Annotated in this window: 27 protein-coding genes; 12 read left to right on the top strand and 15 right to left on the bottom strand. The window is 64.1% G+C overall.

Features of this window, described 5'->3' with window-relative positions; all coding sequences use genetic code 11:
- Positions 1–105: 105 nt before the first annotated feature.
- Complete coding sequence (locus ACVWZM_RS26600) at positions 106–489, bottom strand: nuclear transport factor 2 family protein (protein ID WP_456782594.1); 384 nt, start codon at positions 487–489, stop codon at positions 106–108.
- 135 nt (positions 490–624) lie between these two features.
- On the opposite strand from ACVWZM_RS26600, the gene ACVWZM_RS26605 reads away from it, so the two are divergent.
- Both ACVWZM_RS26605 and ACVWZM_RS26610 read left to right on the top strand, forming a co-directional pair.
- Positions 625–1,581, top strand: a complete 957-nt coding sequence (locus ACVWZM_RS26605; RefSeq protein ID WP_076829948.1) for a LysR family transcriptional regulator — start codon at positions 625–627, stop codon at positions 1,579–1,581.
- Positions 1,582–3,577: 1,996 nt separating this feature from the next.
- Positions 3,578–4,105 (top strand): hypothetical protein, encoded by a 528-nt coding sequence (locus tag ACVWZM_RS26610; protein ID WP_253589081.1) that lies wholly within the window; start codon positions 3,578–3,580, stop codon positions 4,103–4,105.
- A gap of 10 nt (positions 4,106–4,115) precedes the next feature.
- Here ACVWZM_RS26610 and ACVWZM_RS26615 read toward each other — a convergent pair whose 3' ends face one another.
- From ACVWZM_RS26615 to ACVWZM_RS26625, 3 genes are all read right to left on the bottom strand, one after another.
- The gene (locus tag ACVWZM_RS26615) at positions 4,116–4,349 is read right to left on the bottom strand and encodes a hypothetical protein (RefSeq protein WP_253589082.1); all 234 of its coding nucleotides are present in this window, start codon (positions 4,347–4,349) and stop codon (positions 4,116–4,118) included.
- 176 nt (positions 4,350–4,525) lie between these two features.
- Positions 4,526–5,494, bottom strand: a complete 969-nt coding sequence (locus ACVWZM_RS26620; RefSeq protein WP_253638666.1) for a DMT family transporter — start codon at positions 5,492–5,494, stop codon at positions 4,526–4,528.
- Between the two features lie 225 nt (positions 5,495–5,719).
- Positions 5,720–6,565 carry a metal-dependent phosphohydrolase gene (locus ACVWZM_RS26625; RefSeq protein WP_253638667.1) on the bottom strand — a complete coding sequence of 282 codons (846 nt, stop codon included), beginning with the start codon at positions 6,563–6,565 and terminating at the stop codon, positions 5,720–5,722.
- 129 nt (positions 6,566–6,694) lie between these two features.
- On the opposite strand from ACVWZM_RS26625, the gene ACVWZM_RS26630 reads away from it, so the two are divergent.
- On the top strand, positions 6,695–7,096 hold the full coding sequence (locus ACVWZM_RS26630) for a DUF1330 domain-containing protein (RefSeq protein WP_456782591.1): 402 nt from the start codon (positions 6,695–6,697) through the stop codon (positions 7,094–7,096).
- A 122-nt stretch (positions 7,097–7,218) separates the two neighbouring features.
- Here the strand turns inward: ACVWZM_RS26630 and ACVWZM_RS26635 are convergent, their stop codons facing one another.
- Positions 7,219–7,833 (bottom strand): TetR/AcrR family transcriptional regulator, encoded by a 615-nt coding sequence (locus ACVWZM_RS26635; RefSeq protein WP_253625434.1) that lies wholly within the window; start codon positions 7,831–7,833, stop codon positions 7,219–7,221.
- A gap of 75 nt (positions 7,834–7,908) precedes the next feature.
- On the opposite strand from ACVWZM_RS26635, the gene ACVWZM_RS26640 reads away from it, so the two are divergent.
- Positions 7,909–8,313 carry a hypothetical protein gene (locus ACVWZM_RS26640; RefSeq protein ID WP_456855308.1) on the top strand — a complete coding sequence of 135 codons (405 nt, stop codon included), beginning with the start codon at positions 7,909–7,911 and terminating at the stop codon, positions 8,311–8,313.
- A 205-nt stretch (positions 8,314–8,518) separates the two neighbouring features.
- Here the strand turns inward: ACVWZM_RS26640 and ACVWZM_RS26645 are convergent, their stop codons facing one another.
- The 5 genes from ACVWZM_RS26645 to ACVWZM_RS26665 all read right to left on the bottom strand — a co-directional run bounded on the left by ACVWZM_RS26645 (position 8,519) and on the right by ACVWZM_RS26665 (position 13,669).
- The gene (locus ACVWZM_RS26645; RefSeq protein ID WP_456855309.1) at positions 8,519–9,736 is read right to left on the bottom strand and encodes an alpha-hydroxy acid oxidase; all 1,218 of its coding nucleotides are present in this window, start codon (positions 9,734–9,736) and stop codon (positions 8,519–8,521) included.
- 145 nt (positions 9,737–9,881) lie between these two features.
- The gene (locus ACVWZM_RS26650) at positions 9,882–10,691 is read right to left on the bottom strand and encodes an MlaD family protein (RefSeq protein WP_057015610.1); all 810 of its coding nucleotides are present in this window, start codon (positions 10,689–10,691) and stop codon (positions 9,882–9,884) included.
- A gap of 257 nt (positions 10,692–10,948) precedes the next feature.
- Positions 10,949–11,878, bottom strand: coding sequence for a DMT family transporter (locus ACVWZM_RS26655; RefSeq protein WP_028343500.1), 930 nt, complete (start codon positions 11,876–11,878; stop codon positions 10,949–10,951).
- Positions 11,879–12,096: 218 nt separating this feature from the next.
- Entirely contained in the window at positions 12,097–12,483 is a 387-nt protein-coding gene (locus ACVWZM_RS26660; protein WP_456855310.1) for a hypothetical protein, read from the bottom strand.
- Between the two features lie 412 nt (positions 12,484–12,895).
- Positions 12,896–13,669, bottom strand: coding sequence for a helix-turn-helix transcriptional regulator (locus tag ACVWZM_RS26665; protein WP_016842683.1), 774 nt, complete (start codon positions 13,667–13,669; stop codon positions 12,896–12,898).
- 81 nt (positions 13,670–13,750) lie between these two features.
- Here ACVWZM_RS26665 and ACVWZM_RS26670 point away from each other — a divergent pair, with 81 nt between their 5' ends.
- Genes ACVWZM_RS26670 through ACVWZM_RS26680 form a run of 3 tightly spaced genes read left to right on the top strand, consistent with a single transcriptional unit; the run spans position 13,751 to position 15,988 of the window.
- Entirely contained in the window at positions 13,751–14,407 is a 657-nt protein-coding gene (locus ACVWZM_RS26670; protein ID WP_456855311.1) for an acyl-homoserine-lactone synthase, read from the top strand.
- Positions 14,367–15,731 (top strand): cytochrome P450, encoded by a 1,365-nt coding sequence (locus ACVWZM_RS26675; RefSeq protein WP_456855312.1) that lies wholly within the window; start codon positions 14,367–14,369, stop codon positions 15,729–15,731. The genes ACVWZM_RS26670 and ACVWZM_RS26675 overlap by 41 nt, the downstream gene beginning before the upstream one ends.
- A gap of 53 nt (positions 15,732–15,784) precedes the next feature.
- Positions 15,785–15,988 (top strand): hypothetical protein, encoded by a 204-nt coding sequence (locus ACVWZM_RS26680; RefSeq protein ID WP_244558900.1) that lies wholly within the window; start codon positions 15,785–15,787, stop codon positions 15,986–15,988.
- 53 nt (positions 15,989–16,041) lie between these two features.
- Here ACVWZM_RS26680 and ybaK read toward each other — a convergent pair whose 3' ends face one another.
- Positions 16,042–16,524 (bottom strand): Cys-tRNA(Pro) deacylase, encoded by a 483-nt coding sequence (gene ybaK, locus ACVWZM_RS26685; protein WP_076829980.1) that lies wholly within the window; start codon positions 16,522–16,524, stop codon positions 16,042–16,044.
- Positions 16,525–16,871: 347 nt separating this feature from the next.
- Here ybaK and ACVWZM_RS26690 point away from each other — a divergent pair, with 347 nt between their 5' ends.
- From ACVWZM_RS26690 to ACVWZM_RS26710, 5 genes are all read left to right on the top strand, one after another.
- Positions 16,872–18,164: an adenylosuccinate synthase gene (locus ACVWZM_RS26690; RefSeq protein ID WP_076829982.1), complete on the top strand. Its 1,293-nt coding sequence runs from the start codon at positions 16,872–16,874 to the stop codon at positions 18,162–18,164.
- A 35-nt stretch (positions 18,165–18,199) separates the two neighbouring features.
- Positions 18,200–19,750, top strand: a complete 1,551-nt coding sequence (locus ACVWZM_RS26695; protein WP_456782586.1) for a hypothetical protein — start codon at positions 18,200–18,202, stop codon at positions 19,748–19,750.
- A 197-nt stretch (positions 19,751–19,947) separates the two neighbouring features.
- Positions 19,948–20,382 (top strand): DUF5413 family protein, encoded by a 435-nt coding sequence (locus ACVWZM_RS26700; RefSeq protein ID WP_028343492.1) that lies wholly within the window; start codon positions 19,948–19,950, stop codon positions 20,380–20,382.
- Positions 20,383–20,760: 378 nt separating this feature from the next.
- A complete protein-coding gene (locus ACVWZM_RS26705) occupies positions 20,761–21,129 on the top strand; it encodes a Crp/Fnr family transcriptional regulator (protein WP_244558901.1) in 369 nt (122 codons plus the stop codon).
- 93 nt (positions 21,130–21,222) lie between these two features.
- Positions 21,223–21,771, top strand: coding sequence for a DUF4112 domain-containing protein (locus ACVWZM_RS26710; RefSeq protein WP_456855313.1), 549 nt, complete (start codon positions 21,223–21,225; stop codon positions 21,769–21,771).
- A gap of 63 nt (positions 21,772–21,834) precedes the next feature.
- On the opposite strand, the gene ACVWZM_RS26715 is transcribed toward ACVWZM_RS26710, so the two are convergent.
- The 4 genes from ACVWZM_RS26715 to msrA all read right to left on the bottom strand — a co-directional run bounded on the left by ACVWZM_RS26715 (position 21,835) and on the right by msrA (position 23,956).
- Positions 21,835–22,125 (bottom strand): hypothetical protein, encoded by a 291-nt coding sequence (locus ACVWZM_RS26715; RefSeq protein WP_016844322.1) that lies wholly within the window; start codon positions 22,123–22,125, stop codon positions 21,835–21,837.
- A 224-nt stretch (positions 22,126–22,349) separates the two neighbouring features.
- Complete coding sequence (locus tag ACVWZM_RS26720) at positions 22,350–22,514, bottom strand: DUF3309 family protein (RefSeq protein WP_016844323.1); 165 nt, start codon at positions 22,512–22,514, stop codon at positions 22,350–22,352.
- Positions 22,515–22,711: 197 nt separating this feature from the next.
- Positions 22,712–23,125, bottom strand: a complete 414-nt coding sequence (gene msrB, locus ACVWZM_RS26725; RefSeq protein ID WP_057017314.1) for a peptide-methionine (R)-S-oxide reductase MsrB — start codon at positions 23,123–23,125, stop codon at positions 22,712–22,714.
- Between the two features lie 114 nt (positions 23,126–23,239).
- A complete protein-coding gene (gene msrA / locus ACVWZM_RS26730; RefSeq protein WP_456855314.1) occupies positions 23,240–23,956 on the bottom strand; it encodes a peptide-methionine (S)-S-oxide reductase MsrA in 717 nt (238 codons plus the stop codon).
- Positions 23,957–24,049: the final 93 nt, after the last annotated feature.

The following is a 24,049-nucleotide window of genomic DNA, read 5'->3' on the forward strand; positions in this document are numbered from 1 at the left end:
AACCCCATGCAAAGGAGCCGGTGGCGGCCGGTGCCCGACCAGGCTTGACACGTCGGGCAAATCAGTGTCATATTTCTAATATTCCGAAAGTCGGCCGTGAGTGCGTTACGATCCCGCCGGAAAGACCTGCGCGACGTGAAACGCCTTGGTGGTGATGAGCCACCGGCCGTCGATCCGATGAAACACCAGATGATCGATGAAGCCGGTTTGGCCGGCCCTGACGCGCACCTTGGCGATGGCCAGGTCGGACGCGGTCTGGTCGATGCTGATGATGGCCTCCTCGCGCGGCGATTTCATCGACGCCGGCGAGGGACGGCTGCGGATGAAGTCGCGGAATTCGGCGGCCGAGCGCACCGTGTGCCTGCCGTCCCGGATGCCGTGCACGATGCAGGCATCGGCGAAGACGTCGCGGAACCGGCTATCGTCGACGTCGTACATCAGGTTGAAATATCCATCGATCGCGGATGCGATGGCCTGGATGTCGCTCATTGCAAAATCTCCTTGGCGGTTGATGTGGCGGTGGCCGCACCGGATCGAACCGGTGATCTGCGCCGACAGTGGCCGATATGGTGGCGGAGTGCTACGACTGGGCGGTCATCTCTTGGATGACTGAAAGGCATCGGCATGGACGAAGTTGACGGTCGGCTGGTTGGCGGCCTGGTGGTCCTCGCGGCGCTGGCGGATGCGCGCAGTTTTGGCCGGGCCGCCGAACGGCTCGGCATGACGCAATCCGGGGTCAGCAAGGCGATCGCCAAGCTCGAGGCGCGCCTCGATGCCAGGCTGGTTCACCGCACGAGCCGCGCCGTCGAGCTCACCGAGGAAGGACGCGCGCTGTGCGAGCGGGTTGCTGCGCATCTGGCCGGGATCGGCGAAGCGGCGGCGGAGACCTCGAAATCGCGCGATGCGGTCCGCGGCAGGTTGCGGGTCAATGTTGACCCGCTGTTCTCCCGCATGGTGCTGTCGCCGAAGCTGAGCGAGTTCCTGCTGCAGAATCCAGGCATGGAGCTGCGTATCGAGACCCGCGACCGGATCGCGGATCTGGTCAGCGACGGTTTTGATCTGGCGGTGCGTTTCGGCGAGCCGGTGCCGTCGGCGCTGATTGCGCGCCGCGTGCTCGATGCGCGCGTGCTCACCGTGGCCTCGCCGATCTATCTCGAACGACACGGCCGGCCGCTTGATCCGCGGGAGCTGGCAAGCCGCGACCATCAGTGCATCCATGCAATCGATGCGGCGACCGGGCGTCCCTTCGATTGGGAGTTTCGGCGCGGCAACGAGGTCGTGCCGGTCGCGGTCAACGGGCGGCTCACCGTAACCGATTCAGGAACCAAGCTCGGCGCTTGCCTGGCCGGCTTCGGCATCGCGCAGGTGATCGATCTCGGCCTCGACGATCACCTGAGGAGCGGCGCGCTGATCGAGCTGTTTCCGGACTGGCCCGACGAGTGTTTTCCGCTCTACGTCTATTACGCCTCGCGTAACCACGTGCCGGCGAAGGTGAGGCGGTTTATCGACTTCATCACGGACACGCTGGCGGCAAAGCCATATTCGCCACGCAAATCCGCCGGCTTGCGCAAGGTCAGCTAGCCATCTCCTCGGCGTCTGCTAGAGCGGGATGGGTTTGGTTGGATTGGCTTGGCGCGCTCTCGGTTCACCTATCCCGTTGGGGAGAGGTCGGATTGCGCCTGGCGATGCGAAGCATCGTCCAGTGCAATCCGGGTGAGGGCTCTTGCTCTCTCGATAGATGGTGCTGTCCTAGGACGCAGCGCGGACCAGGACACCCCGACCGTTAAGCATCCGGACGATTTGTTTACCTTTGATTCACTCAAGTTAATTGACTGGCACACGCTTTGATTCGATCATTCCCGCACTGGGCAAGGCGGTTTCATTAAGGACAATTTTTTCAGGCCCAGAGGGGCTAGCCCGATTACCGACGCGGCGGCTCGGCAAGCAATGGAATGAGGAGCGGCCTCAGCATCACCTCCAAGGGTGCTGGGGCCGTTTCTTTTGCCGTTAGGCAGTTCGCTGACTTGCCTATGCGAATGCGGTGGCTCGGAACCGGGCGCAGACTGGGCGCCATGTTCAGGCTCAGCCACTACGATGGCGTCGAGTACACCTTTATGGCGTTGGCGGCGATATCGTTCGTAGCGCTCATCGTAGGCGTCGGCGTCCTGTTGTCGGCGTCCTGTTTATGTGATGAACCTGTCATCTCATGGATTGATCCAACCGCCTTGGCCTCAGCGTGTACCCCCTCGCCGGGGCCATTTCTTTGGATAGGAACGGCCGACGTGGATCCCGGTTACCGCAACGTCCATTGCTGACTACCTGCCCACAGCGCATGGACGAATCCACGGGAAATCGGCCCCAGCCAGTCGCCTCGCTGGGGCTGCTTCTTTGGAGCGCTCCCAAGAGCGCCCACCGTCGATTACGGTGAAGTTGCGCGTTACGCGCAAAGTGAAAGAGGCCATCAAACTGGGGCGGTCTCGATCTCAAACAAATAGAACGATGGCAACCAGAGCGATGGGGCTCAGCCCCAACGCTACAATGCTCGCCCTATAAAGTAGGTCACTAGTCATGATACAACCCCTGCGTGGGGTTGAAATCTAGCTCGGGATGACTGGCGACCAAAGTGCAGTTTGTGCCACTGCTAGGAAATTAATCGTGCGCTGGATGAGAATAGGCCGCCAGCTGAGGCGGCCTTACTTGCCGTATGCCCGCGACTGTCATTTGCACGCCGAACACCGCGCGGCTTGTTCGGCATCGGTTTGATGGCGGTCCACTCGTAGTCGCTGAGTTCGCAGCGCATGCTCCGAGGCTCCGGTTTTCGGAGCTTGAATCACGTCTCGGGCAGCGCCATCAACTGGCAACGCCCCGTGCCGTGTCGCTAATGCTCTGAATTGACTTCCGCTTTCGGCGGCATAGCGGACTGGGCCGGACTTGCTACTGGCTCGACCCGGTCGCGGATGACCCGCAACGGACTTTAGGAACGCCCCGGGCCGATAGGAACAATCCATTCCGCATGGCTTTTACGTGCGATGGACGATCTGCTCAAGCGCGCCGACCGCGCTATTGAGGATAGCTATCGCGTCAAGGAAGAAGCGATAGAGCACCTTATACGGGCCCAAAGGGTAGCCCGGGAGGTGAGAGCTACTATCGTTCGTGCCGAAAGCGCTAGGTCCCGCTATCGTCAGCTTGGGCTGGAAACGGCTGAGAGGCAGGGCGCGTTTCAGGAAAATCCTGCGGGTACCTCACCTTCCGATCAGCGGGACTGAAGCCCAATAGTCGTCGCGCGGATATTTGGTCCAGCAGGCGTTTATGCGCTGCAGAAACAGCCTCCGCCAGCTGTCTGGAACGCTGTATAGCGGCGTCGGCACGCGCGAACAGTGTCTCAAGGTCCTGTGCCATGCCAGATAACGCGGGGGGGGGGGGGCGCCGTTCCGGCGAAGGCGCCTCAAGTGAACTGCCGCCCGCTTCGCTGTATTCAGTGCCCTAATTCCAGTAAAGTGCCCTTGTCGTCGGCGGCGGTTCCGCGTCCCCCCGACTGGGGCCGGTCGCGCTTCCGCCTACGACAGGGAGCGCCGGGATGGTGTTGCCAGGTTTCCGCTTTTTCCGTCTCTCGTCTCTCGACAGAGAGCACGACGCTCGTCACCTGGCGTCGGGACGCGCAGCCATTACGCTGGGCCGCAAAGTGCTTTCGGAAAATCCTCGACCAAACATTCCAAAAACCAAGCAGCGCGAGATCAAAAAACCATCACCTCAGCAGCCTGACGGCTTTCGGATGCAAGCGGCTGTCGATAGAAAAAGGAAGGCGCAGGAGCGGCGCTCTTTTGAGCGGCAACAGCTATCTATTGCCAATAAACACGTAGCGAAGGCTGAATGCGTGATCAGGGAGCAAGTGGCCTTGATCGAGAACCTACGATGCAGCGGCCAAGACACGAAGCTCGCGGAGGAAACGTTGCGGGTGTTCGAGGCCAATCTACAGGTAATGCAAGAACACCGCGAGCTTATCGTTAGGGCCATCGAGGAGACCGAGGAAGGGCTTCAAGGCAACCTTGTTAGTTGGCCAGCTCCCGCATGGGGAAAACAGGGAGCCGATTCGGCCGAACCGTAACGTCCGGTGATCAAGCCAGCCCCTCGTCGATCTGCTCAATCGTTTTGACAATTATCGCTCGATGCTCACGCAGCGTCTTTAGATTGTGCTCAAAGCCCGTGAGCATCTCCTCCGCAACTTTGGTGTCGTGACGTTCCGCCCGCAAATTATCAAGTAAAAGTCGTTGCTTCGTGATGTGTTGCTCGGCGGTCGCGATATGCCTGTCGGACTGCGCAAGGTGTTCGACTTCGGCTTGTCGATCCATGTTTTAGCTCCACGACGCCCATCTTCAAACGCGTCCACGGAGATGTCGTTCCTTTGGGCGGTACGTCAAAATGTGCCGAAGTTGCCTATTGGCCCATCGCGTCATTTAGCTGCGCTGCAGAATTTGGTCGCTATCGGTGCTATAGCAGACTTTGGCAAGCTGTCCGCCCGGCAGATTTATGGGTTCACGGCCTCGCGCTTCGCCGATGTCTTGGCGGACCCTTGGCGCGAGGCGATGATGACGCCGGCGAGCACCAGCGCGTAGCCGATCAGATGGAACGGCGCGAGCGTCTCGCCGAGCAGCAGGATCGCCATCGCCGAGCCGAACACCGGCACCAGATGGAAGAACGGCGCGGCGCGGTTCGGGCCGATCAGCGCGACGCCGCGGTTGAAGAACAGATAGGCGAGCGTGGACGGGAAGATCAGCACATAGGCGAGCGTTGCGCCGGTCAGCAAGTCGAACTTCAGCGTCACGCCGTTGGCGAACTCCCAGGCCGCCACCGGCAGCAGCATCAGCGCACCGCAGCAGGTGGTGAACGAGATCAGCGAAAGCTGATGGATCTTCGGTCGCCGCGGGATCAGCGCCGAATAGAGCCCGAACGATACCAGCGAGGCGCCGAACATGATGTCGCCGCGGTTGAAGCTGATGCTGGCGAGCGCGGAGAAGTCGCCGCGCAGGATGATGGTCAGCACACCGGCCAGCGAGATCGCGATGCCGGCCAGCTGCGCCGGCGTCAGCCGCACGCCGAACAGGATCAGTGACCACAGCGCCACGAACAGCGGCCCCGCCGACTGGATCAAGAGCGCGTTGAGCGCCTCGGTATACTGCATCGCCCAGTAGGAGATCGCGTTGTTGAAGGCGAAGCCGACCGCGGACAGCAGCAGCATCAGCGGCAGGGCGCCGCGCAGCTTCGGCCAGTCCAGCTTCAGATGCGGCCAGGCGAACGGCAACAGGATCAGGAAGACGCCGAACCAGCGGATCGTGGTCAGCGTGACCGGCGGCACATGGCTGCCGACATGCCGCGCCAGCACGATGTTGGCGGCCCAGAACAGCGATGTCAGGCTGAGCAGCAGATAGGGCTGGTTATTGAGCCAGCTGAGCGGCGAGCGGCGTGGGGTTGTGGCAGGTGCGGGCAAGGTGGTCATTATCGGGCGGATGTTGTGCCCGAATCCGGCGCCGCGACAAGACGAAAGAGCGGATTGGAGCCATGCGCGGGGGCTCAATCTGACGCGGAAGCCACACTGCCGCGGAATAACAGAACCCGTCATCCTGAGAGACCGTGAATGAATGCCTCTCGATGCCGCAACATACTCGATGTCGTCCCGGCGAAAGCCGGGACGACGAGCGGAGAGATTGCGCTGCATCCTTGCCTATCTCTGCGGCCCCGACAGCGAGATGTCGCGCTCGGCGCGAAACACGTTGCTGTAGAGATTGGCGATCCATTGCCGTCCGCTCGAGGTGATGTTGAGGTAGCGGATCGCCTTCTGCACATGCGGTGCGACGCTGTCCCAGTAGAACCGCGGATAGCGGTCGACGAGATCGGCCGGCGAATCGTAGCCGAGCTGGCGGTTCAGTCCGGCCTCCTCGAATTCGATGTACAGCGCGTTGGCCTTGCGGATGTAGTGGGGATCGCCGAGCTGGCCGATCAGGTCGGCCGCGCGCAGCAGGGTGGCCTCTTCGCCGAAATCCTCATCGTCATCAGGCGCGCTCAGCGGAAAGCGGGTGCCTTCGATGGCACGCACGATGCGCTCCTTGTCGAGCAGGGTGACGCCCTTGAGCCGCTCCATCACGAAGATCTTGGAGCGGTCGACGTGGTAGGACATCAGCGCCGCATCCGACGAGCCGCGCGGCAGGATGATCTTGCGGCCGTCGGCCTCGACCAGATAGCCGTCCTGGCCGTCGGCCTCGAACAGCCCGCGCACATAGCCGATGTCATGGGTGAGGCAGGCGATGATGACATGGGCATAGTCTTCGGCGCTCATATGCGAGTGCAGCGCGCGGCCGCGCAGGATGTCGTGGCCGGCCAGCGTCACCAGCATGGTGTGCTCGACATTGTGATAGAGCGCGTCGCTGTTGCCGATGCATTCGAGCGCGATCCGGGCGATCGAGGGCACCATTTCCACCAGCTGGGTCTGCGAAGAGCCGAACCGGCGCTGCATGTACTCGCCGAGGAACTTGCCGAGCGCGTCGGCCGCTAGTTCTGGAAGGGTCATCACGGCCTTGACCTCCGAGAGCTGACCTGAGCTTACGGCTCGGCGGTATTTCAGGCTAGTCCCGCGATGTGACATAATCGTTGCGGCCGGACCGATGTGGCGGGAGTGACGGGCTTTGGGCGGGAGCGGGTGATGGGTGTCGATCTCTTGAACGTCAAAGGCCTGAACGAGCTGGACCGCGAGGCGCCGGTCGTGATGGTCAATCTGATGCGGTTTCGCGCGCGGTCGCTCGACGGCGACGGCTCGGGCTGGGATGCCTATTTGCGCTACAGCGCGCTCACCGTCCCGATGATCAAGGCGCGCGGCGGCACGCTGTTGTGGACCGGCAGCGCCGAGACTGTCGCCCTCGGCGAGCCGGCCGGCCAGAGCTGGGATTATCTCGCGCTGGTCTACTACCCGAGCGTCGCCGCCTTCATCGACATGATGACCTCGGCCGACTACGAAGACCGCTGCGACCCGCATCGCCGCAACGGCTGCGAGGAGCACGTCATCATCGCGACGCGCGAGGCCTACAGCAAGTTCAAGGTGGGGTAGCCGACGAACCCGGCTCCCATCCCGTCATTGCGAGCGTAGCGAAGCAATCCATTTCACCGCGTAGTGGAGCGATGGATTGCTTCGTCGCTAACGCTCCTCGCAATGACGGTTGACAGTGACCCTCAGGATGATGGGTTTGCGAGCGGCTGCAGCGCCGCGTGGCAGGCGCTCTGCACGACACGGCAGACATCATCGCTCGACCGCCCCGCGCTCAGCGATGCGAAGGTCGGATAGCTCGTCAGCGCGAAGATCAGGTCGACGGCGTCGCTGCGAGCTTGCTGTGACGCGCCCTTGCCCGCGATGCGGTCGATCAATCCGGTGACGCCGCGGCGGCGGCGCTCGTTGCGCTCACGCACGGCCTCGGCGAATTCGGGATCGGTCGCCATCGCGTCGTGCAGCCGGCCGACCGCGGAATCCCGGCTCCAGAATCCGCAGAAGATCTCGACCATCCGGTCGAGCGCGGCGCGCGGATCGGCCATCGTCATGGCGTCGGCGAGCTGGTGCAGCCCGCCATGGCGCGCGATCTCGTCGAACACCGCCTCGAGCAGCCCGCGCCGCGAGCCGAACTGGTTGTAGACGGTCAGCCGGGTCACGCCGGCCGCCTTGGCCACCGTATCCAGCGAGAAGCGCGCGATGCTCTCGTCGCGCAATGTGCGCGAGGCGGCCTCGATCACGCGCTCGCGGGTCTCGGCGGCGGCAGCGCTGCGCGCCGGGCTCACATAGCTGCGCGGCGGCATCGGTTTGCCTTGCTTTCGTCAGATTGACTATACATTATGTATATCTAATTTTCCAATGCCATCCGGAGCGACATCATGCAGACCGCCCTCATCATAGCGCTGTCCCTTCACGTCCTGTCATCGGTGTTTTGGGCCGGCTCGAGCTTCACCCTGGCGCGCACCGGCGGCCTCGGCGGCGAAAAGCTGCTGTTTCCGCAAATCGGCGCCGCGACGGTCGCGATCGTGACCGGCGGCACGCTCTGGCGCCTGGTCCACGAAGGCTCGTTCGGGCTGTCGGAGCAGGTTCTGGCGGGCGGCGCGATCGCGGCGCTGGCCGCGATCGCCGTGCAGGTCATCGTCGGCGGCGGCGCGGTCCGGCAGCTGCGCAGCAGCGCGGGCGATACCTCAGCCGCGCGCTCGCGCCTGGCGGTCGCCCAGCGCATCGCCGCCGCCCTGCTCGCGATCACCGCGCTGTGCATGGGCGCGGCGCGCTATGCGTGAGCCTGAAGTCTTTCCCGTTCCGATAGAATCGCAACGGGGCTCTAAAGCGCGATGAGATTGGGTTGAATCATCATCGCGCTTTAGCTCCTTGTATGAGCATGATCTTTTCGGAAAACCGCTTCGCACTTTTCCGGATCATGCTTTGGACTCTTGTTGTGACGCGTTTTCTTCACGCGAACCGGTATCCACTTCGCTCGAAAACGCTCTAGAACTTCCGCACCAGGTCCGGAGTGATCTCCTTCAGGCTGCGGATGCCGAGCAACGCGAGGTCGCGGTCGATCTCGGCATGCAGCAGCGAGATTGCGCGCGCCACGCCGGCCTCGCCGGCGACCACGGCGGCATAGAGGAACGGCCGGCCGATCCAGACGAAGTCCGCACCGAGCGCCAGCGCCTTGATCACGTCGGTGCCGCGGCGGATGCCGCCATCGACCATCACGGTCATGTTGCCCTTCTGCGCCGCGATCTCCGGCAGCGTGCGCAAGCCGGAGACGGTGTAGTCGAGCTGGCGGCCGCCATGGTTGGAGACCATGACGCCGTCGCAGCCATGCTCGCGCGCCAGCCGGGCGTCTTCCGGCGCGATCAGCCCCTTGACCACGAGCTTGCCGGGCCAGCGCTTGCGGATCAGCTCGACATGCTTCCAGGCCAGCTGGTCGCGGCTGCCGATGTTGCGCATCAAATTCTTGGACAGCACCGGCGGGCCCTGCTTGGCGTCCATGTTCTCGAAATGCGGCATGCCGTGGTTGAACACGGTGCGCGCCCAGGTGTTGAGCAGCCAGTCGGGATGGGTGATGGTGTCCCAGAACACCCGCGGCGTGATCTCGAGCGGCACCTGGAAGCCGTTGCGGATATTGTTCTCGCGGTTGGGCGGCACCGGCACGTCGGCGGTGACGACGAAGGTGTCGTAGCCGGCGGCGGCGACGCGGTCGACCAGCGGCTCGATCCGCTCGGGAAGGCCGGCGAGATAGGCCTGGTACCAGGCCGAAGGATTGGCGGCGCGAACGTCCTCCAGCGTGATCAGCGAGGAGGCCGACAGGATCATCGGGATGTTGGCGGCAGAAGCGGCGCGCGTCAGCACGATGTCGCCGCGATAGGCGCAAAGCGCGGACGAGCCCATCGGCGGAATGCCGAACGGCGAGGCGTAGGTCTTGCCGAACAGCGTCGTGGTCTGGTCGCGGCCGGAGACGTCCTGCAGCACCCGCGGCACGAAGCCGTATTCCTCGAACGCCCGGCGATTGTCGGTGCGGGCCATATCGGTCTCGGCGCCGCCGGAGATGTAGCCGTAGAGGAATTTCGGCAGCAGCCGGCGCGCCTGCGGCTCGAAATCGTCGAGCGTGAGATAGCGCCGCAGATGCCGGGGTACGGCGGGTGCAGCGCGGTTGACGGTTACGGGAGGCGGAGAGGGGGCTGCGGTCCGGTCGTGCACGTTGAGCGTTTCCGTTGTTCTTGGTTCTTGGTCGGAAGGCCAGACTAGAGCATGATCCGGAAAAGTGGATACCGGTTTTCCGAAAAGATCATGCTCAAACAAAGAGATGAGATCATGATGCGATTCCATGGAAACGCATCATGATCTAGCGCCTGCCGGCGGGCCCGACAAATTTCTCGTTGAACTTGTTGACGGACTGGCTGACGTCGCTGAGCGTCTTGCGGGTCTCGGCGATCATGGCGCCGGATTTCTTGTCGAAGCTCTGGATCAGCTCGCGCAGCGAGATCACGGTCGGCAGCAGCTCGCCGCCATATTTGTCGCTGCCGAAGCTTTTCAGGAACTTGTCGGCCGAGTTCATCTTGGCGTCGACCGCGCTGATGCCGTCGTCGGCGGCGTCGATGAAGCCGGCGATCAGCTCGCCATTGCCGGACAGCGAGTTGGTGAAGTTCTCGAGCCCGAGCAGCGAGTCCTTGATGTCGGCCTCGTTCTCGCTGATGACGCGGTCGACATTGCGCAGCGCGACCCGCAGCTTCTCCTGGATCCCCATCGTGCCTTCGGCGTCGGCCGTCAGTTCGGGAATGCCGTCGGCGCCGAGCGTCGGCGGCGGCGCATCGTCGGTGCCGCCGGTGAAGGATATCGAGGCGATCCCGGTCAGGCCCTGGAATTCGAGGCCGGCCTGGGTATCCTTCTTGATCGGGGCGTTGCCTTCGATCCGCGTCATCGCCACCACGCGGTGCCGGTCGAGCCTGATCGAGACCACCTCGCCGATCCGCACGCCGGCGAAGTTGACGCTGCCGCCGCGGCGCAGGCCGGAGGCCGAGCCCTCGAAGATGACGCGGAACGGCACCATCCGCTTGATGCCGGCATAGCGCTGATAGCCCAGCCAGCCCCCGAGCGAGCCGGCGATCAGGGCCAGCGTCAGGGTGCCGATCAAGAGATTGCTGGCGCGCGCCATGCGTAAAACCCGTCTGCGAAGCAGACCCTAGGAGATAGCGGATTTGCCGCCGATAGTCACCGCGGGCTTTCCTTACCTCGCCCCGCTTGCGGGGTCGAGACGAGCGAAGCTCGCTCTTAGAGGTCGGATCGCATGCAGCGCAGCGGAATGCGGTCCGGGTGAGGGGAGTCTCCGCGCATTCGTCTCTCGCCGTCCTCGCGGAGCGAGCCCCTCACCCCAACCCTCTCCCCGTAAGAACGGGGAGAGGGAGAGGAGAATTACGCGCTCTGCTTCCGCGATGCCGCGAAGACGCCGGCCAGCACCAGCGCGAAGCCGATGAAGTGGAAGGCCTGCGGATGCTCGCCGATGAACACGATCGACATGATGGTGCCGAACACCGGAACCATGTGGAAGAACGGCGCGGCGCGGTTGGCGCCGATCAGCTGCACACCGCGGTTGAAGCACAGATAGGCCAGTGTCGAGGGGAACACCGCGACATAGAACAGCGACAGCAGATTGTTGATCGTGAGCTGCATCACCGGGCGCGCGCCGAGTTCCCAGATGTAGAGCGGGATCAGGACCAGCGCGCCGCAGCCGAAGGTGAAGGCGGCGACCGACAGGCCGTGGATTTTAGGCCGCTTCAGGGTCAGTACCGAATACAGCGCGAAGATCACCAATGCGACGATGAAGATCAGATCGCCCTTGTTGAACTCGATCTTCGACAGCGTCGTGAGATCGCCGTGCAGCAGGATCACCAGCACGCCGGCGAGCGACAGCAGCACGCCGAACAATTGCGCCAGTGTCAGCCGCGCGCCGAGCAGGATCAGCGACCACAGCGCGACCACCAGCGGTGCCGCGGATTGCAGCAGCAGCGTATTGAGCGCCTGGGTGTGCTCGAGCGCCCAGTATTGCAGCGTGTTGAAGGCGCTGATGCCGGTGATCGACATCAGCACCATGATGCCGAGATTGTTGCGGATCACCGGCCAGTCGCGGACGAGGTGCTTCCAGGCAAACGGCAGGATGATCAGGAATGCCGCCGACCAGCGCAGGAACGACAGCGTCACCGGCGGAATGTGGCCGGCGGCGAGGCGGCCGACGATCGCATTGCCGGCCCAGCATGTCGCGGTGATGCAGAGCAGCAGATAGGGCTGGTTGGCGATCCAGGAGCCGGCCGCAGGCGTTGATGTGGTGGAATCGGAGGCAGACATGAAGAGGGCCCGGGTTCACGACGCCGCGGCCTGCCCGGCTGGCACCGCCGGGCCGGTATGGATCTCCCCGGCTCGGATCACAGACACGGATTTCGTCATTCCATCAATGGGGATAGACGCATCGCGACCATGCGCGAAGGCCCCTTCACCAAGGCGGCATGACGGCGCCTGGCCGGGCCAGCCCCGCGCCGGTCGCGCAGGGGATCGAACATTTGGTCCTAGCCGGTCTCCGGCGGCCTAGTCTGGCGCTTGACGATCTGCTCGGCGAGCTCGATCAGGATCCGCTTGGTGTCGGGGTCCTGCACGTCGCGAAACACCCGCAGCATGCGCAGTTCGAGCAGGGACTGCAGCGATTCCGCCGTCTGGCCGGCCTGCGCCGGCGCTGCCGTGACCGGCCGGCGGTTGAGGATGTCGGCGGCGATTCCGAGCATCTCGGCGACCGTCGCCAGGCGACCGGCATCGATCTTCACCGTGCCGTCGACGCCGTTCTTTTGCAGAGAGGCGCCGGCGCACAGGATCTCGGCGAGATCCGCCTGTGACAGCCCGATGGCGCGCCAGCGCGCCTGCACCAATTGGTCGATTTGGTCGTCCTGTGATGTGCTCATGATGCGTTCAGACCATCTCCAGCTAGGTCCGTGGACAGCATTTCCGCTACAAAAGTTGGTAGCAAATGAACCGGCGGTTCGTCGCGATGGGACTTCTACGGATCATGCGGCTGGACAACGGGTCCTGCCGTACCGGGCAACGTGCAGGATGATCGGCGCCTCGACGCCGGCCGGGCAGTCGCGCCGGACGAGCACCGGAGTGCGCACCCTGGTCTGGGATGCTCGCATCAGCGTCATCCGGCCACGGCCCTTATTATCAAGACCGTGCGCGAATGCAATCAGGGGGCGATCGGGAAGATGAACCCAACCGGATGTGTGACCGCGCCACATATCGCGGTGTCTGGTCCTGGCAGGGCGATGCGGTCGGCATGGCGGCAGCCCCGGGAGCGCCGCCATGGCTGCGCGGCGCCGCTCACAAATCGATGATTCCGAGCGCGATGCTCTTGGCCACCCCATGGGTCTTGTTGGATGCCTCGAGCTTGCGCAGCGCCTGCTTGATGAAGCCTTCCACCGTCTCCGGCGAAATGCCGAGGATCTGCGCGGTGTCGGCCACGGTCTTGCCGCGCGCCGCCCAGGCGATCACTTCCTTCTCCCGCCCGGTGAGCTTGATGGTTTCGGCGGCGTCCGCGGGCTTGAGGATGGTCGGCGCGTTGCGCTGGTCGCGGTTGACGATGTCCATCGCCCGCTGCACCCAATAGATCATCAACAGATGCAGTTCATGGCGATGGCAGACGAACAGCTTGTCGAAGTCGCGCGGCTCGTCTTCCCAGAAGAACACCGTCGAGCTCGAATGCACCGCGCCGAGCCGGTCGCGATAGTGGAAGGGAACGACGAAGCCGTCCTTGAATCCGAACTCCCGGGCGGCATCCATCGTCTTGACCTCGGGCGGTCGCTTGCGTCCGCTGCGCTCCGGCAGCTTCAGGCTGCTCCAGCTGAACGGCGTGTTGGTGCGTCGTGACCGCGCCAGCGCCGGATCGGCATGAACGAACTCGTTCTGCACATACGCCCGCTTCCAGGCATCGGGAAATGTGCCGATATGATAGGGCAGATCAAGGTCGGGCCGGCCGGCATCGACAAAGGCAAAGCCCGAGAAGCCGTAATTCTGGACAACGCGATGCAATGACGAGCTGAGCTCGTCGATGGTATCCGACGCCTCGATGGTCGAAATCGCGTCTACCAGGCCCATTGACGAAAACCCCCGGTTTTAGGGGGTACCACAGTTAACCCCTTTTGTTCCAGATGTTCCCGCATTTGGAGGAAGGGACAAATGCTTCATTCATTGGACGGCTACCACGCCCTCATTACCAGGGAAAAGCTTGATCCGGCGCATGTCGGGGCGATGTTGCGGCTGCGCAAGCGCCTGTTCGTCGACCATTGCGGCTGGCTTCTGACCACGGTCGGGGATGTCGAACGCGATCAGTTCGACTGCTGGTATACCGAGCACTGCCTGTTGTTCTCCGGCGTCGAGCTCGTCGGCGGCTTCCGGGCTATCCGCACCGATTATCCCTATCTCACCAAGTCGGTCTTCCCGCAGCTTGCGCTGCGTCGCTTTCCGAGCAGCCGCGACGCCTGGGAGATCAGCCGTTTCGGCGTGCTGCCGAACGTTGCGAGGTCGCAGGCCGCACGCGTGACCTACGCGCTGATGTTCCGCTTCGCCGAGCTGCGCGGAGCGAAGGCGCTGGTGGCGCTGGCCGACCTCTCCTATGAGCGTTTTCTCACCCGCATGGACATCCGCACCCGCCGCTACGGCCCGCCGCAGGTGATCGGCAATGATCGCATGGGCCGCCCGCTGACGGCGCTCGCCGGAGAAATTCCGCTCGGTCTCGCCGCCAATCCCGGCCTGACCAAATTCCTCGATCTTGGACGGCAATTGGAGATCCACGATGCTTCACATGTTCTCGGACGTTCGAGCATTCCAGCGTGATCCGCTGCGTCTGCTGCTGACGCGCGGCAACGAGTCCGCGCTGGGGCTGGTGCCGTTGCAGCTCGGTCCCGCGCCGGTGTTCCTGGTGAACGATCCGGATCTGCTGCGCCCGATTCTCAAGGCGCCGGAGACCGACATCGGAAAGGGCAAGCTGATCAAGAAGCTGACGCCGGTGCTCGGCCGCAGCTCGCTGATGCTGAGCGGCGAGGAGCACAAGCGGCGCCGAGCGGTGCTGCAGAAGCACATGGCCAAGGGCAGCGTCGAGAAATTCCTGCCGCATATGTGCGCCGAGATCCGCGCGGTCGGCGCCAGCCTGGCGCGGCTCGGATCGTTCGATCCGCACCATGTCACCGCGATGCTGGCGCTGCGGACGATCTGCGTCGCGATCTTCGGCTCCCAGGTGATGTCGTCCGGCGACGAGGAAGCCCTGGTTCAGGCGGTGGGCGCGATCGAGGACGATCTTGCGGAAGAGATGTTCCGCGCATTGCCGTTCGGTCCGGTGGCCTGGTATCGGCGGCGCAAGAACCGGGTCTGTGCCAAGCTTGCGATGTCGACGGTGGTGCAACGTCTGCGCAGCAAGGCCGGCTCGAGCAGCGCGCTGCGCGATCTCGAGGCGCTCGGTCTGACCGATCGCGATCTCGAGGACGAGATCCTGACATTGCTGCTGGCCGGCCATCACACCACAGGTTCGACTGCGGCGTGGATGTTCTACCAGATGGCCACCAATCCCGCCCTGATGGACGAGATTGCCGACGAGGCGGCGGAGTGCCTCGGCGACGACGGCGAGCTGCGGCTCGAGGCGGTGAAGCGCGCCAATCTGAGCGCGACGTTGGTCAAGGAGGTCTGCCGGCTCTACCCCAGCGCCTGGTGGTTCTCCCGCGAGGTGATGCAGCCGGTGACGATCGGTGGGCGCGATCTCAAGGTCGGCACCTCGCTGTTGATCTGCCCCTGGCAGCTGCAGCGCGATGGCAGGCATTTCGAGGATCCGGACCGCTTCCTGCTGACGCGGCGCTACAACACCGACGCCTACATCCCGTTCGGCGCCGGTCCGCGCGCCTGCGCCGGGATGGGGGTTGCGATGCTCGAGCTGCAACTGCTCGCGCTCGAGATCGCCGCGGCCTATCGCTTCACCGGCGTCAGCCCGAATCCGGCGCCGTGGCCGAAAGCCTCGGTGACGCTGATTCCCCCGCCGATGACCATCGACATCGAAATCCGCGAGATGCGCCCGCGCATCCCGCATCTCGGCGACGAAGCCGAGCATCTGCCGTACATCCCAACCGTGGGTGCGGCGTCCATCAGCACACTACAATCGGTATCCCAATGACAACTCAGCTAACAACGGCCAGCGCCGGGCAAAGGGCCATGGATCAAGTGCAAATGCGCAGTTTGCGCGACGTCATCGCTGTCTTGATCGAGCAGCGCAGCATCGTGAGGGCGGCCGGCGCAAGCTTCGCCGCGCATCTGCTCGACCTCGCGATCATGCAGCTGCGGCTCAACGTCAACGATATTACGGCGGAGGAATTATCCGGTCTGTCCGACTTCGTCGGCGCGGAGTTCATGAGGGACAAATCCTCGCATTGATCGCGGCGACCGGTCTTCGGATCAGTCTTGCGCAGGATCGGTCTCGCGTAGGTTCAGTCCTGCGTCGCCACCAGCGGCTTCATCGTGGCGCCGGCGGCAAGCGCGGCGTCGTTCGGATCGATCTCGATCTGCAGGCCGCGCTGGCCGCCATTGACGAAGACCGTGACGTGGGTGAGGGCGGTCTCGTCGATCGCGGTCGGCACCTTCTTCTTCTGGCCGAACGGGCTGATGCCGCCGACATGATAGCCGGTCAGCCGCTCGGCATCGGCCGGGCGCATCATCCTGGCCGACTTGCCGCCGAGGGCGGCGGCAAGTTTCTTCATGCTGACCTCGCAGTCGGACGGCACCACGGCGCAGACCGGTTTGCCGTCGACCTCCGCCATCAGCGTCTTGAGCATGCGATTCGGGTCGACGCCGAGCGCCTCGGCCGCCTGCAGCCCGATGCTCTCGGCGCTGGAATCGTAGACATAGGTGTGAAGCTTGAAGGCAATGCCGAGCTTGCGCAGCGCCATCGTCGCTTGGGTGGAATTGGGCATGGACCCTGCCGGTTAATCTAGGTGAATGATCGCCGTAATAGGAGCTGCGATCAATCCACAGCAGATCCAGCGTCACGTTGCCGTAACATTAAATTCCCGCCAGCCCGGCGCAGCCGGGCGCAGCATGGAATTTAATGGGGATATCAAAGGGTTGTAGGTCGTCTAAAAGGCGTAAACGAGCCCCTTCTTGCTTGCGCAGCCGAGCCGCTTCCTTTATCCGGTAGGCGCCTTGCGTGCGCGCGGCCGGGCGCCGCGATTTAGGCTGGGCATATCAATGCAGGTCGCTGTGGGCGGACGCGTTTTCGCCGCGATCATGGTCTGAAACACCTGAAGGGAACATCTTCGCAATGGCCAATGTTGTCGTCGTCGGCGCCCAATGGGGTGACGAAGGGAAGGGCAAGATCGTCGACTGGCTGTCGGAACAGGCCGACATCGTCGTGCGCTTCCAGGGCGGCCACAATGCCGGCCATACGCTCGTGATCAATGGCGAGACCTACAAGCTGGCGCTGCTGCCCTCCGGCGTGCTGCGGGCGAACAAGCTCGCGGTGATCGGCAATGGCGTGGTGTTCGATCCGCAGGCCTTCCTCGACGAAGTCGCCAAGCTGAAGGGGCAGGGCGTCGCGGTCGGACCGGACAATCTGCGGATCGCCGAGAACGTCACGCTGATCCTGCCGCTGCATCGCGAGCTCGACGCCTTGCGCGAATCGTCCAACGCCATCACCTCGATCGGCACGACCCGCCGCGGCATCGGCCCGGCCTATGAGGACAAGGTCGGCCGCCGCGCCATCCGCCTGATGGATCTCGCCGACCTCGACACCCTGCCGCACAAGATCGAACGCCTGCTGGCGCATCACAATGCGCTGCGCCGCGGCCTCAACCTCGCGGAGATCGACGGCAAGAGCATCCTGAGCGAGCTGTCGGCGATGGCGCCGAAGCTATTGCCCTATGCCGAGACGGTGTGGCGGCTGCTGGACCTCAAGCGCCGCGAGGGCAAGCGCATCCTGTTCGAGGGCGCGCAGGGCGCGCTGCTCGACGTCGACCACGGCACCTATCCCTATGTGACGTCGTCCAACACGGTGGCGGCGCAGGCCGCGACCGGCACCGGCCTCGGCCCGGGCGCGGTCGGCTATGTGCTGGGCATCTGCAAGGCCTACACCACCCGGGTCGGCCAGGGTCCGTTCCCGACCGAGCTGAACGACGAGATCGGCGAGGAAATCGGCCGTCGCGGCAAGGAATTCGGCGTCAATACCGGGCGCAAGCGCCGGGTCGGCTGGTTCGATGCCATGCTGGTGCGACAGACTGTCCGCACCTGCGGAATTGCCGGGCTGGCGCTGACCAAGCTCGATATTCTCGACGGGTTCGACAGCATCAAGGTCTGCATCGGCTACAAGCTCGACGGCAAGGAAATCGACCATCTGCCGGCGGGCGAGGGCGCGCAGGCCCGGGTCGAGCCGATCTATGAGATCATCGAGGGCTGGAAACAGCCGACCGCCAATGCGCGGTCCTGGGCGGACCTGCCGGCCCAGGCCATCAAGTACGTTCGCCGGGTCGAGGAACTGGTGGGGTGTCCGATCGCCCTGCTGTCCACCAGCCCGGAGCGTGAAGATACTATTCTGGTACAGAATCCGTTCGAGGCTTAACGGGATATTACCTATATCCCTCCAATTGTGTGGAAATGGCTGACTACTACCCGCTGATCGCCCGTGCCATCGCCGGATTGGACCCCAACGCCCCCGGCGAAGCCCGCCGTGCGCTGTATGCGCGGGCGCGAACGGCGTTGATCCAGCAGCTCCGCGGCGTGCAGCCGCCGCTCTCCGAGTCCGAGATCACCCGCGAACGGCTGTCGCTGGAAGAGGCGGTTCGCAAGGTCGAGTCCGAGGCCGCGCAGCGCGCCCGCGAGGCCTCGCGTCCCGGTGGCGCTGCCGCTGTCCGCGGCAGCCGCGCCAATGCCCGGCCGCCCGAGCCCGGTCCCGCCGACACTGCCGCGCGCCCGCGGCCCCCGGCCGAACCCCGTCCGCCGCGCAATCTGCGCCCCGACGCGCCGCCGCCGGCCCCGCCGCGGCCGCAAAACCCGCCGGTCCCGCCCGAGACCCAGGCGCCGCCGGCCCGGCCGGGCCCGCCCCGCCGCGGTCCGGAAGGCGCGCCGCCGCCGGTGCCGCCGGCCGCGCCGGGCGTGCGCGGCTTCCGCGACATCACCGCCGATGCTGACGATCTCGGCCGTGCCGCGGCGCAAGCCAGCCGCAACGCGCGCAAGACCTACGCCAACGTGCCGTCGCCCTCGCCGGAATTCGATCGGCTCGAGCCGAGCCTTGAGAATCGCGGCGGCGATCCCGAGGCGCCGTATTCCTACGACGAGTCGATCGAGGAGGCCGAGCGCTACACCCCGCAGCCGCCGCAAGGTCCGCCGCCGCAGCGGTCGCGGGCCGGCAACGGCGAGCGCGAGCCGAAGAAGCCGCCGCGCGTCGGGTCGATGTTCCCGTTCAAGACCGCGATCGTGATCGGCATCCTGCTGATCCTGGTCGGCACCGGCATCCTGTTCCGGCAGCAGGCCATGACCCTTGTCAGCAGCCTGTTCAAATCCTCGGCCCCGGTCGAGGCGCCGAAGGATGCCGCGTCGACGCCTGCGAGCAAGAAGATCACCGACCGCGTCGGCCAGCCCTCGTCGTCGGGCGAGACGGTCGCCCCGGTGGCGCAGCGCGTGGTGCTGTATGACGAAGACCCGTCGGATCCGAAGGGCAAGCAGTATGTCGGTTCGGTGGTCTGGCGCACCGAGCAGGTCAAGGGATCGGGCAACCAGAAGCCCGACATCGCCGTGCGCGCCGACATCGACATTCCCGATCGCAAGTTCAAGATGACGATGTCGTTCCGCCGCAACACCGATTCATCGCTGCCGGCGAGCCATACCGCGGAATTGACCTTCATCCTGCCGCAGGACTTCGCCAATGGCGGCGTCGGCAACGTGCCGGGCATCCTGATGAAGTCCAACGAGCAGGCGCGCGGCACGCCGCTGGCCGGGCTCGCGGTCAAGGTCACCGACGGCTTCTTCCTGGTCGGCCTTTCCAATGTCGACGCCGACCGCTCGCGCAATCTGCAACTCTTGAAGGAGCGCTCGTGGTTCGACGTGCCGCTGGTCTACACCAACCAGCGCCGCGCCATCATCGCGATCGAAAAGGGCGCCCCCGGCGAGCGAGCCTTCAACGAGGCGTTCGCGGCGTGGGGTGAGTAGCGGCCCTAGCTCTCGCCCCGGTCGCCAGCAATGTCGTCGCCCGGCTTCGTCCGGGCGATTCCGTATCGCAGCAAGATCAGCGGCTGTTGCAGCGCATCGACGTGCAGAGCTCCGGAACATCGCCGCGACTTTCGATTTTTCCCTAGAACCGTCGCGCGACCGCGTTACACTTGGTTGACGTCGGGCAAGGGCACGCCATGAAACGCTATCTGATCTTCGCAGCCATCGGGCCGTTCATCGGCGGCTTCCTGCTGCTGCTCATGACCACCTATCAGTCCGGCTACTGGACCGAGACCAGCGGCGGCGAGGTGACCAAGCTGCTCGTCGTGTTCGTGAAGTCGCTGCAATACAATTATCTGTTCGGCATCGTGCCGTCGCTGATGTTCGGTGCGATCGACGACATCCTGATGCATGTGAGGCGGATCGCGCCGGTGGTGCGGATGCTGCTCGTTGGTGCGGTGGCGTTCGTCGGCGCGGCGTTGACCTACGCCTCGCACGGCTCCGAAAGCGGCGCGGTGCAGTTCATCCTGTACGGAATGGTCGGCTTCATCCCGGGCGTGATCACGTCCTGGCTGGCGCACAAATATGCCGAAGAGCTGCACGCGCCGGCGCAGCCGGCTTCCCAGCATTAGGGCAGGTGCTCAGTACCAAGGGAAAAGCAGAAGTCGCGTTCGGCGACTTCTGACCCAACCGCGAAATGAGCACGTCGCGATCGGACAAGGGCCGCGCTCAACGCCCGGCGCGGAATAGATCGCCCCTTGCAGTAATCGTATCAGCGCGCGAGACGCCGGAGGTCCGGCTACCTTCACACAACTGTCACATCATCGTCATGCAAACGTAGTCCCAATGTCATGTCCGCGTTCGTCCTCGCGACCCGCGGCCGCCCGGGGCAGTGGCGATGCCGATCCCGGGCCTGCTCCATTCTGTGTTCGCGCATTTATTTCAGCCGTTGCTGCAGACGACCGGGACGTACGGGATCTGCGTTTCGGATTCGGGGAAAGGAATTTCGAGTGGCAGATGCAAGCTTCAGCCTTCTGACGGGCAACAGTATCGAAACGCGCCTGGTCCGAGCCGGCGGCATTATTTTTCGCGAGGGGGAGCAGGCCAACGAGCTCTTCGTGATCAAGAGCGGCTATGTGCGCATTCAGGTCGGCAACAAGACCATGGCGGACCTCGCGCCTGACACGATCTTTGGCGAGATGGCGTTGATCGACAATGGGCCAAGGAGTGCGACCGCCACGGCGCTCACGGATGTCGAACTCGTCCCGGTCTCGGAAAAGCAGTTTCTCTTCCTCGTGAGCCAGACGCCGCATTTTGCCCTGAAGGTGATGAGGACGCTGGCGCAGCGGCTCAGAACGATGAACAAGGGCGTCTACTGAAGCGAGCACGGCAGAGCGTCGAGGTAACAGGCCTTGAAGGTGACACAGTGGTAATGTGACGCAACTTGAACCGCCTGCCTGCGTTACCATGTGATGGCCATGACCGAGGACGACATCTTCACGCCCCACGCCGCGCGATCGCGGCCGCCCTTTGGCGGCGCGCAGGCGCGCGGCAAGGTCATCGACCAGGACGGGCGCGAGCTCGCCGATGGCCCGCTGCATCCGCAGTTCCAAGGTTTTCAGGAAGGCTTTCAGTTCGACTTCCGCAACTCCACCGCCAACCCGTTCGGCAATCTGACTCGCGAGCAGCGGCTGCAGCGGCTGGAGACGATCGCAAAGTTGCTCGACGTCGCCTTCATCGTGCCGGGCACCAATGTGCGCTACGGCATCGACGGGCTGATCGGCCTGATCCCGGTGGTCGGCGATATCATCACCACCGCGATCTCGCTATGGCTGGTGCGCGAGGCCCGGTTGCTGGGCGCGCCCTGGCACATCACTGCGCGGATGCTCGCCAACGTCGCCGTCGACGGCGTGATCGGCATGGTGCCGGTGGCGGGCGATGCCTTCGACGTCATGTTCCGCGCCAATATCCGCAATGTGCGGATGCTGCGGCGCTGGCTCGACAAGCAGCCGAGATTGTGACCCTCAAAAACAAAAGCCCCCGGATCGATCCGAGGGCTTTTCGTTGAGCGAAGAGCAGAAAGCTTATGCGGCGTCAGCGTCGGTCTGGCTGGCGGCCGGGCGCGGACGACGCGGCAGCGGGAAGGCCTCGCTCTCATAGAGCGAGCGGATGCCGTTCTGGTCGAAACGGGCTTCCTCGACCTGGAGATAGGCGCCGTTCAGCGAGTCCGCCGGCAGCTGCTCCATCGCGAACTGCACGGCCTCGGCAGCGGTGCCGAAACGGCGGTAGGCGAAACCCGCCCGCTTCTTCTTGCGGATCGCGGCGGGGAACAGTTCGGCGGATGTGTTATAGTTGAACGGACGCAGGGGACGCATGGTCGACGACCTCTTGTGTTCTTTTCAGTTGGCGTTGCGAAAGGGATTTTGGGGGACGGCGGCCTATTATCGGCGGCGCGCCGTACATGTCATTTCGACCCCTAATATAGGCCTCTTTGACAAAAATGCGACCCCAGAAGAGCCCCTGACAGGGCACATGCTGAATCCGCGCATAGCACCGGCACCGGCCAGATAAGTCATTTTGTTTCAATGACTTATGGCTCTCAAATCTTGTCGAGCCAGGCCAGGATCGCGACCACGATCAAAATCACCCCGAAAAGGCCCATTCCGGAGTGGCCGAGGCCATAGCCATAGCCGCGAATTCGGCCGCTATAGCCGCCCAGCAGGATAATCAGCAAAAGGATGATGAGGATCAGTCCAAGCGACATGGCGCCCTCCTCAGAACAGGCGGCAGCCGCACGGCGAGACGCCTACGGCCCCCGCGAATACCGAGCAAAGCACATTCCGGCCTGCGAGTCGTTAAGGCCGTTTGCCGATCACGAGGATGTTGTAGGTCGCCGAAGCCAAAACAAAGCCCCACGCGACCGGCCTGTTGGTCGCGTGGGGCGCGGTGTAGTGGGCGCCGTTACTTCTTCTCGTCGAGCTTCAGCGCCGCCGAGTTGATGCAGTAGCGCAGGCCGGTCGGGCCGGGGCCGTCGTTGAAGACGTGGCCGAGATGGCCGTCGCATTTCGAGCACAGCACCTCGGTGCGGATCATGCCGTGGCTCATGTCGCGCTCCTCGTCGACATGGCTCTCGACCGCGGGCTTGGAGAAGCTCGGCCAGCCGCAGCCGGAATCGAACTTCTGGTCGGATTCGAACAGCGTCTGCCCGCAGCCGGCACAGACATAGGTGCCCTTGCGGGGATCATGCTCGTATTCGCCGGTGAAGGGCCGCTCGGTCGCTTTCTCGCGCAGCACGGCGTACTGCATCGGCGTCAATTCCTTGCGCCACTCGGCCTCGCTCTTGCGGACCTTGCCGTCGGTCTTGGTATCGGACATGGAAACTCCCTTGTTGGTTGTCATTGCGAGGAGGGAAGCGACGAAGCAATCCATCTTTCCGCTTGCCGCGGCATGGATTGCTTCGCTTCGCTCGCAATGACGGGAAGCGTCGCCTCAGTTGGTGACCTTGGTGCTGCCCACCAGCGTCGGCTTCTCGATGTAGTTCTCCGCGAAGATCTTCTTCAGGTTCTCGACCTTCGGGATGTCGTTATAGGCAATATAGGGTTGGTTCGGGTGCAGCGTCAGATAGTCCTGGTGGTAGCCCTCCGCCGGATAGAAAGCCTCGAGCGCGCCGACCTTGGTGACGATCGGCTTCTTGTAGACCTTGGCGGCGTTGAGCTGGGCGATATAGGCGTCCGCCACCTTCTTCTGCTCGTCGCTGGTGGTGAAGATCGCCGAGCGATATTGCGTGCCGGAATCCGGGCCCTGCCGGTTCAGCTGGGTCGGGTCGTGCACGACGGAGAAGAAGATCTGCAGGATCTTGCCGTAGGAGATCTTCTGCGGGTCGTACTTGATTTCGACGGACTCGGCGTGGCCGGTGGTGCCGGTCGAGACCTTCTCGTAATCGGCGTTCGCCTTGCTGCCGCCGGAGTAGCCGGACACCGCGCTGACGATGCCGGTGGTGTGCTGGAATACGCCCTGCACACCCCAGAAGCAGCCGCCGGCCAGCACTGCGGTCTTGATGCCGGATTCCGGCGCGCTCGCGGCCGGCGCCGGGATGATCACGGCGTCCTCGGCGGCAAGCGAGGGCGCAACGGCAAAAGCTGTGACGGCCAGCGCGCCGATCGCGGCGGCGCACAGCGAGAGGCGGCTGAGGGAGCTTTTGGGCATGGGTTCCTCGTGGGATCGCAATTGGGGCCAGTCTAGAGCGGGAGCCGGCATTGGCCAATCAGGCCGGGTGGCTCCGACGCTTCAAAATACGGG

This window comes from Bradyrhizobium sp. USDA 4501 (assembly GCF_054062115.1).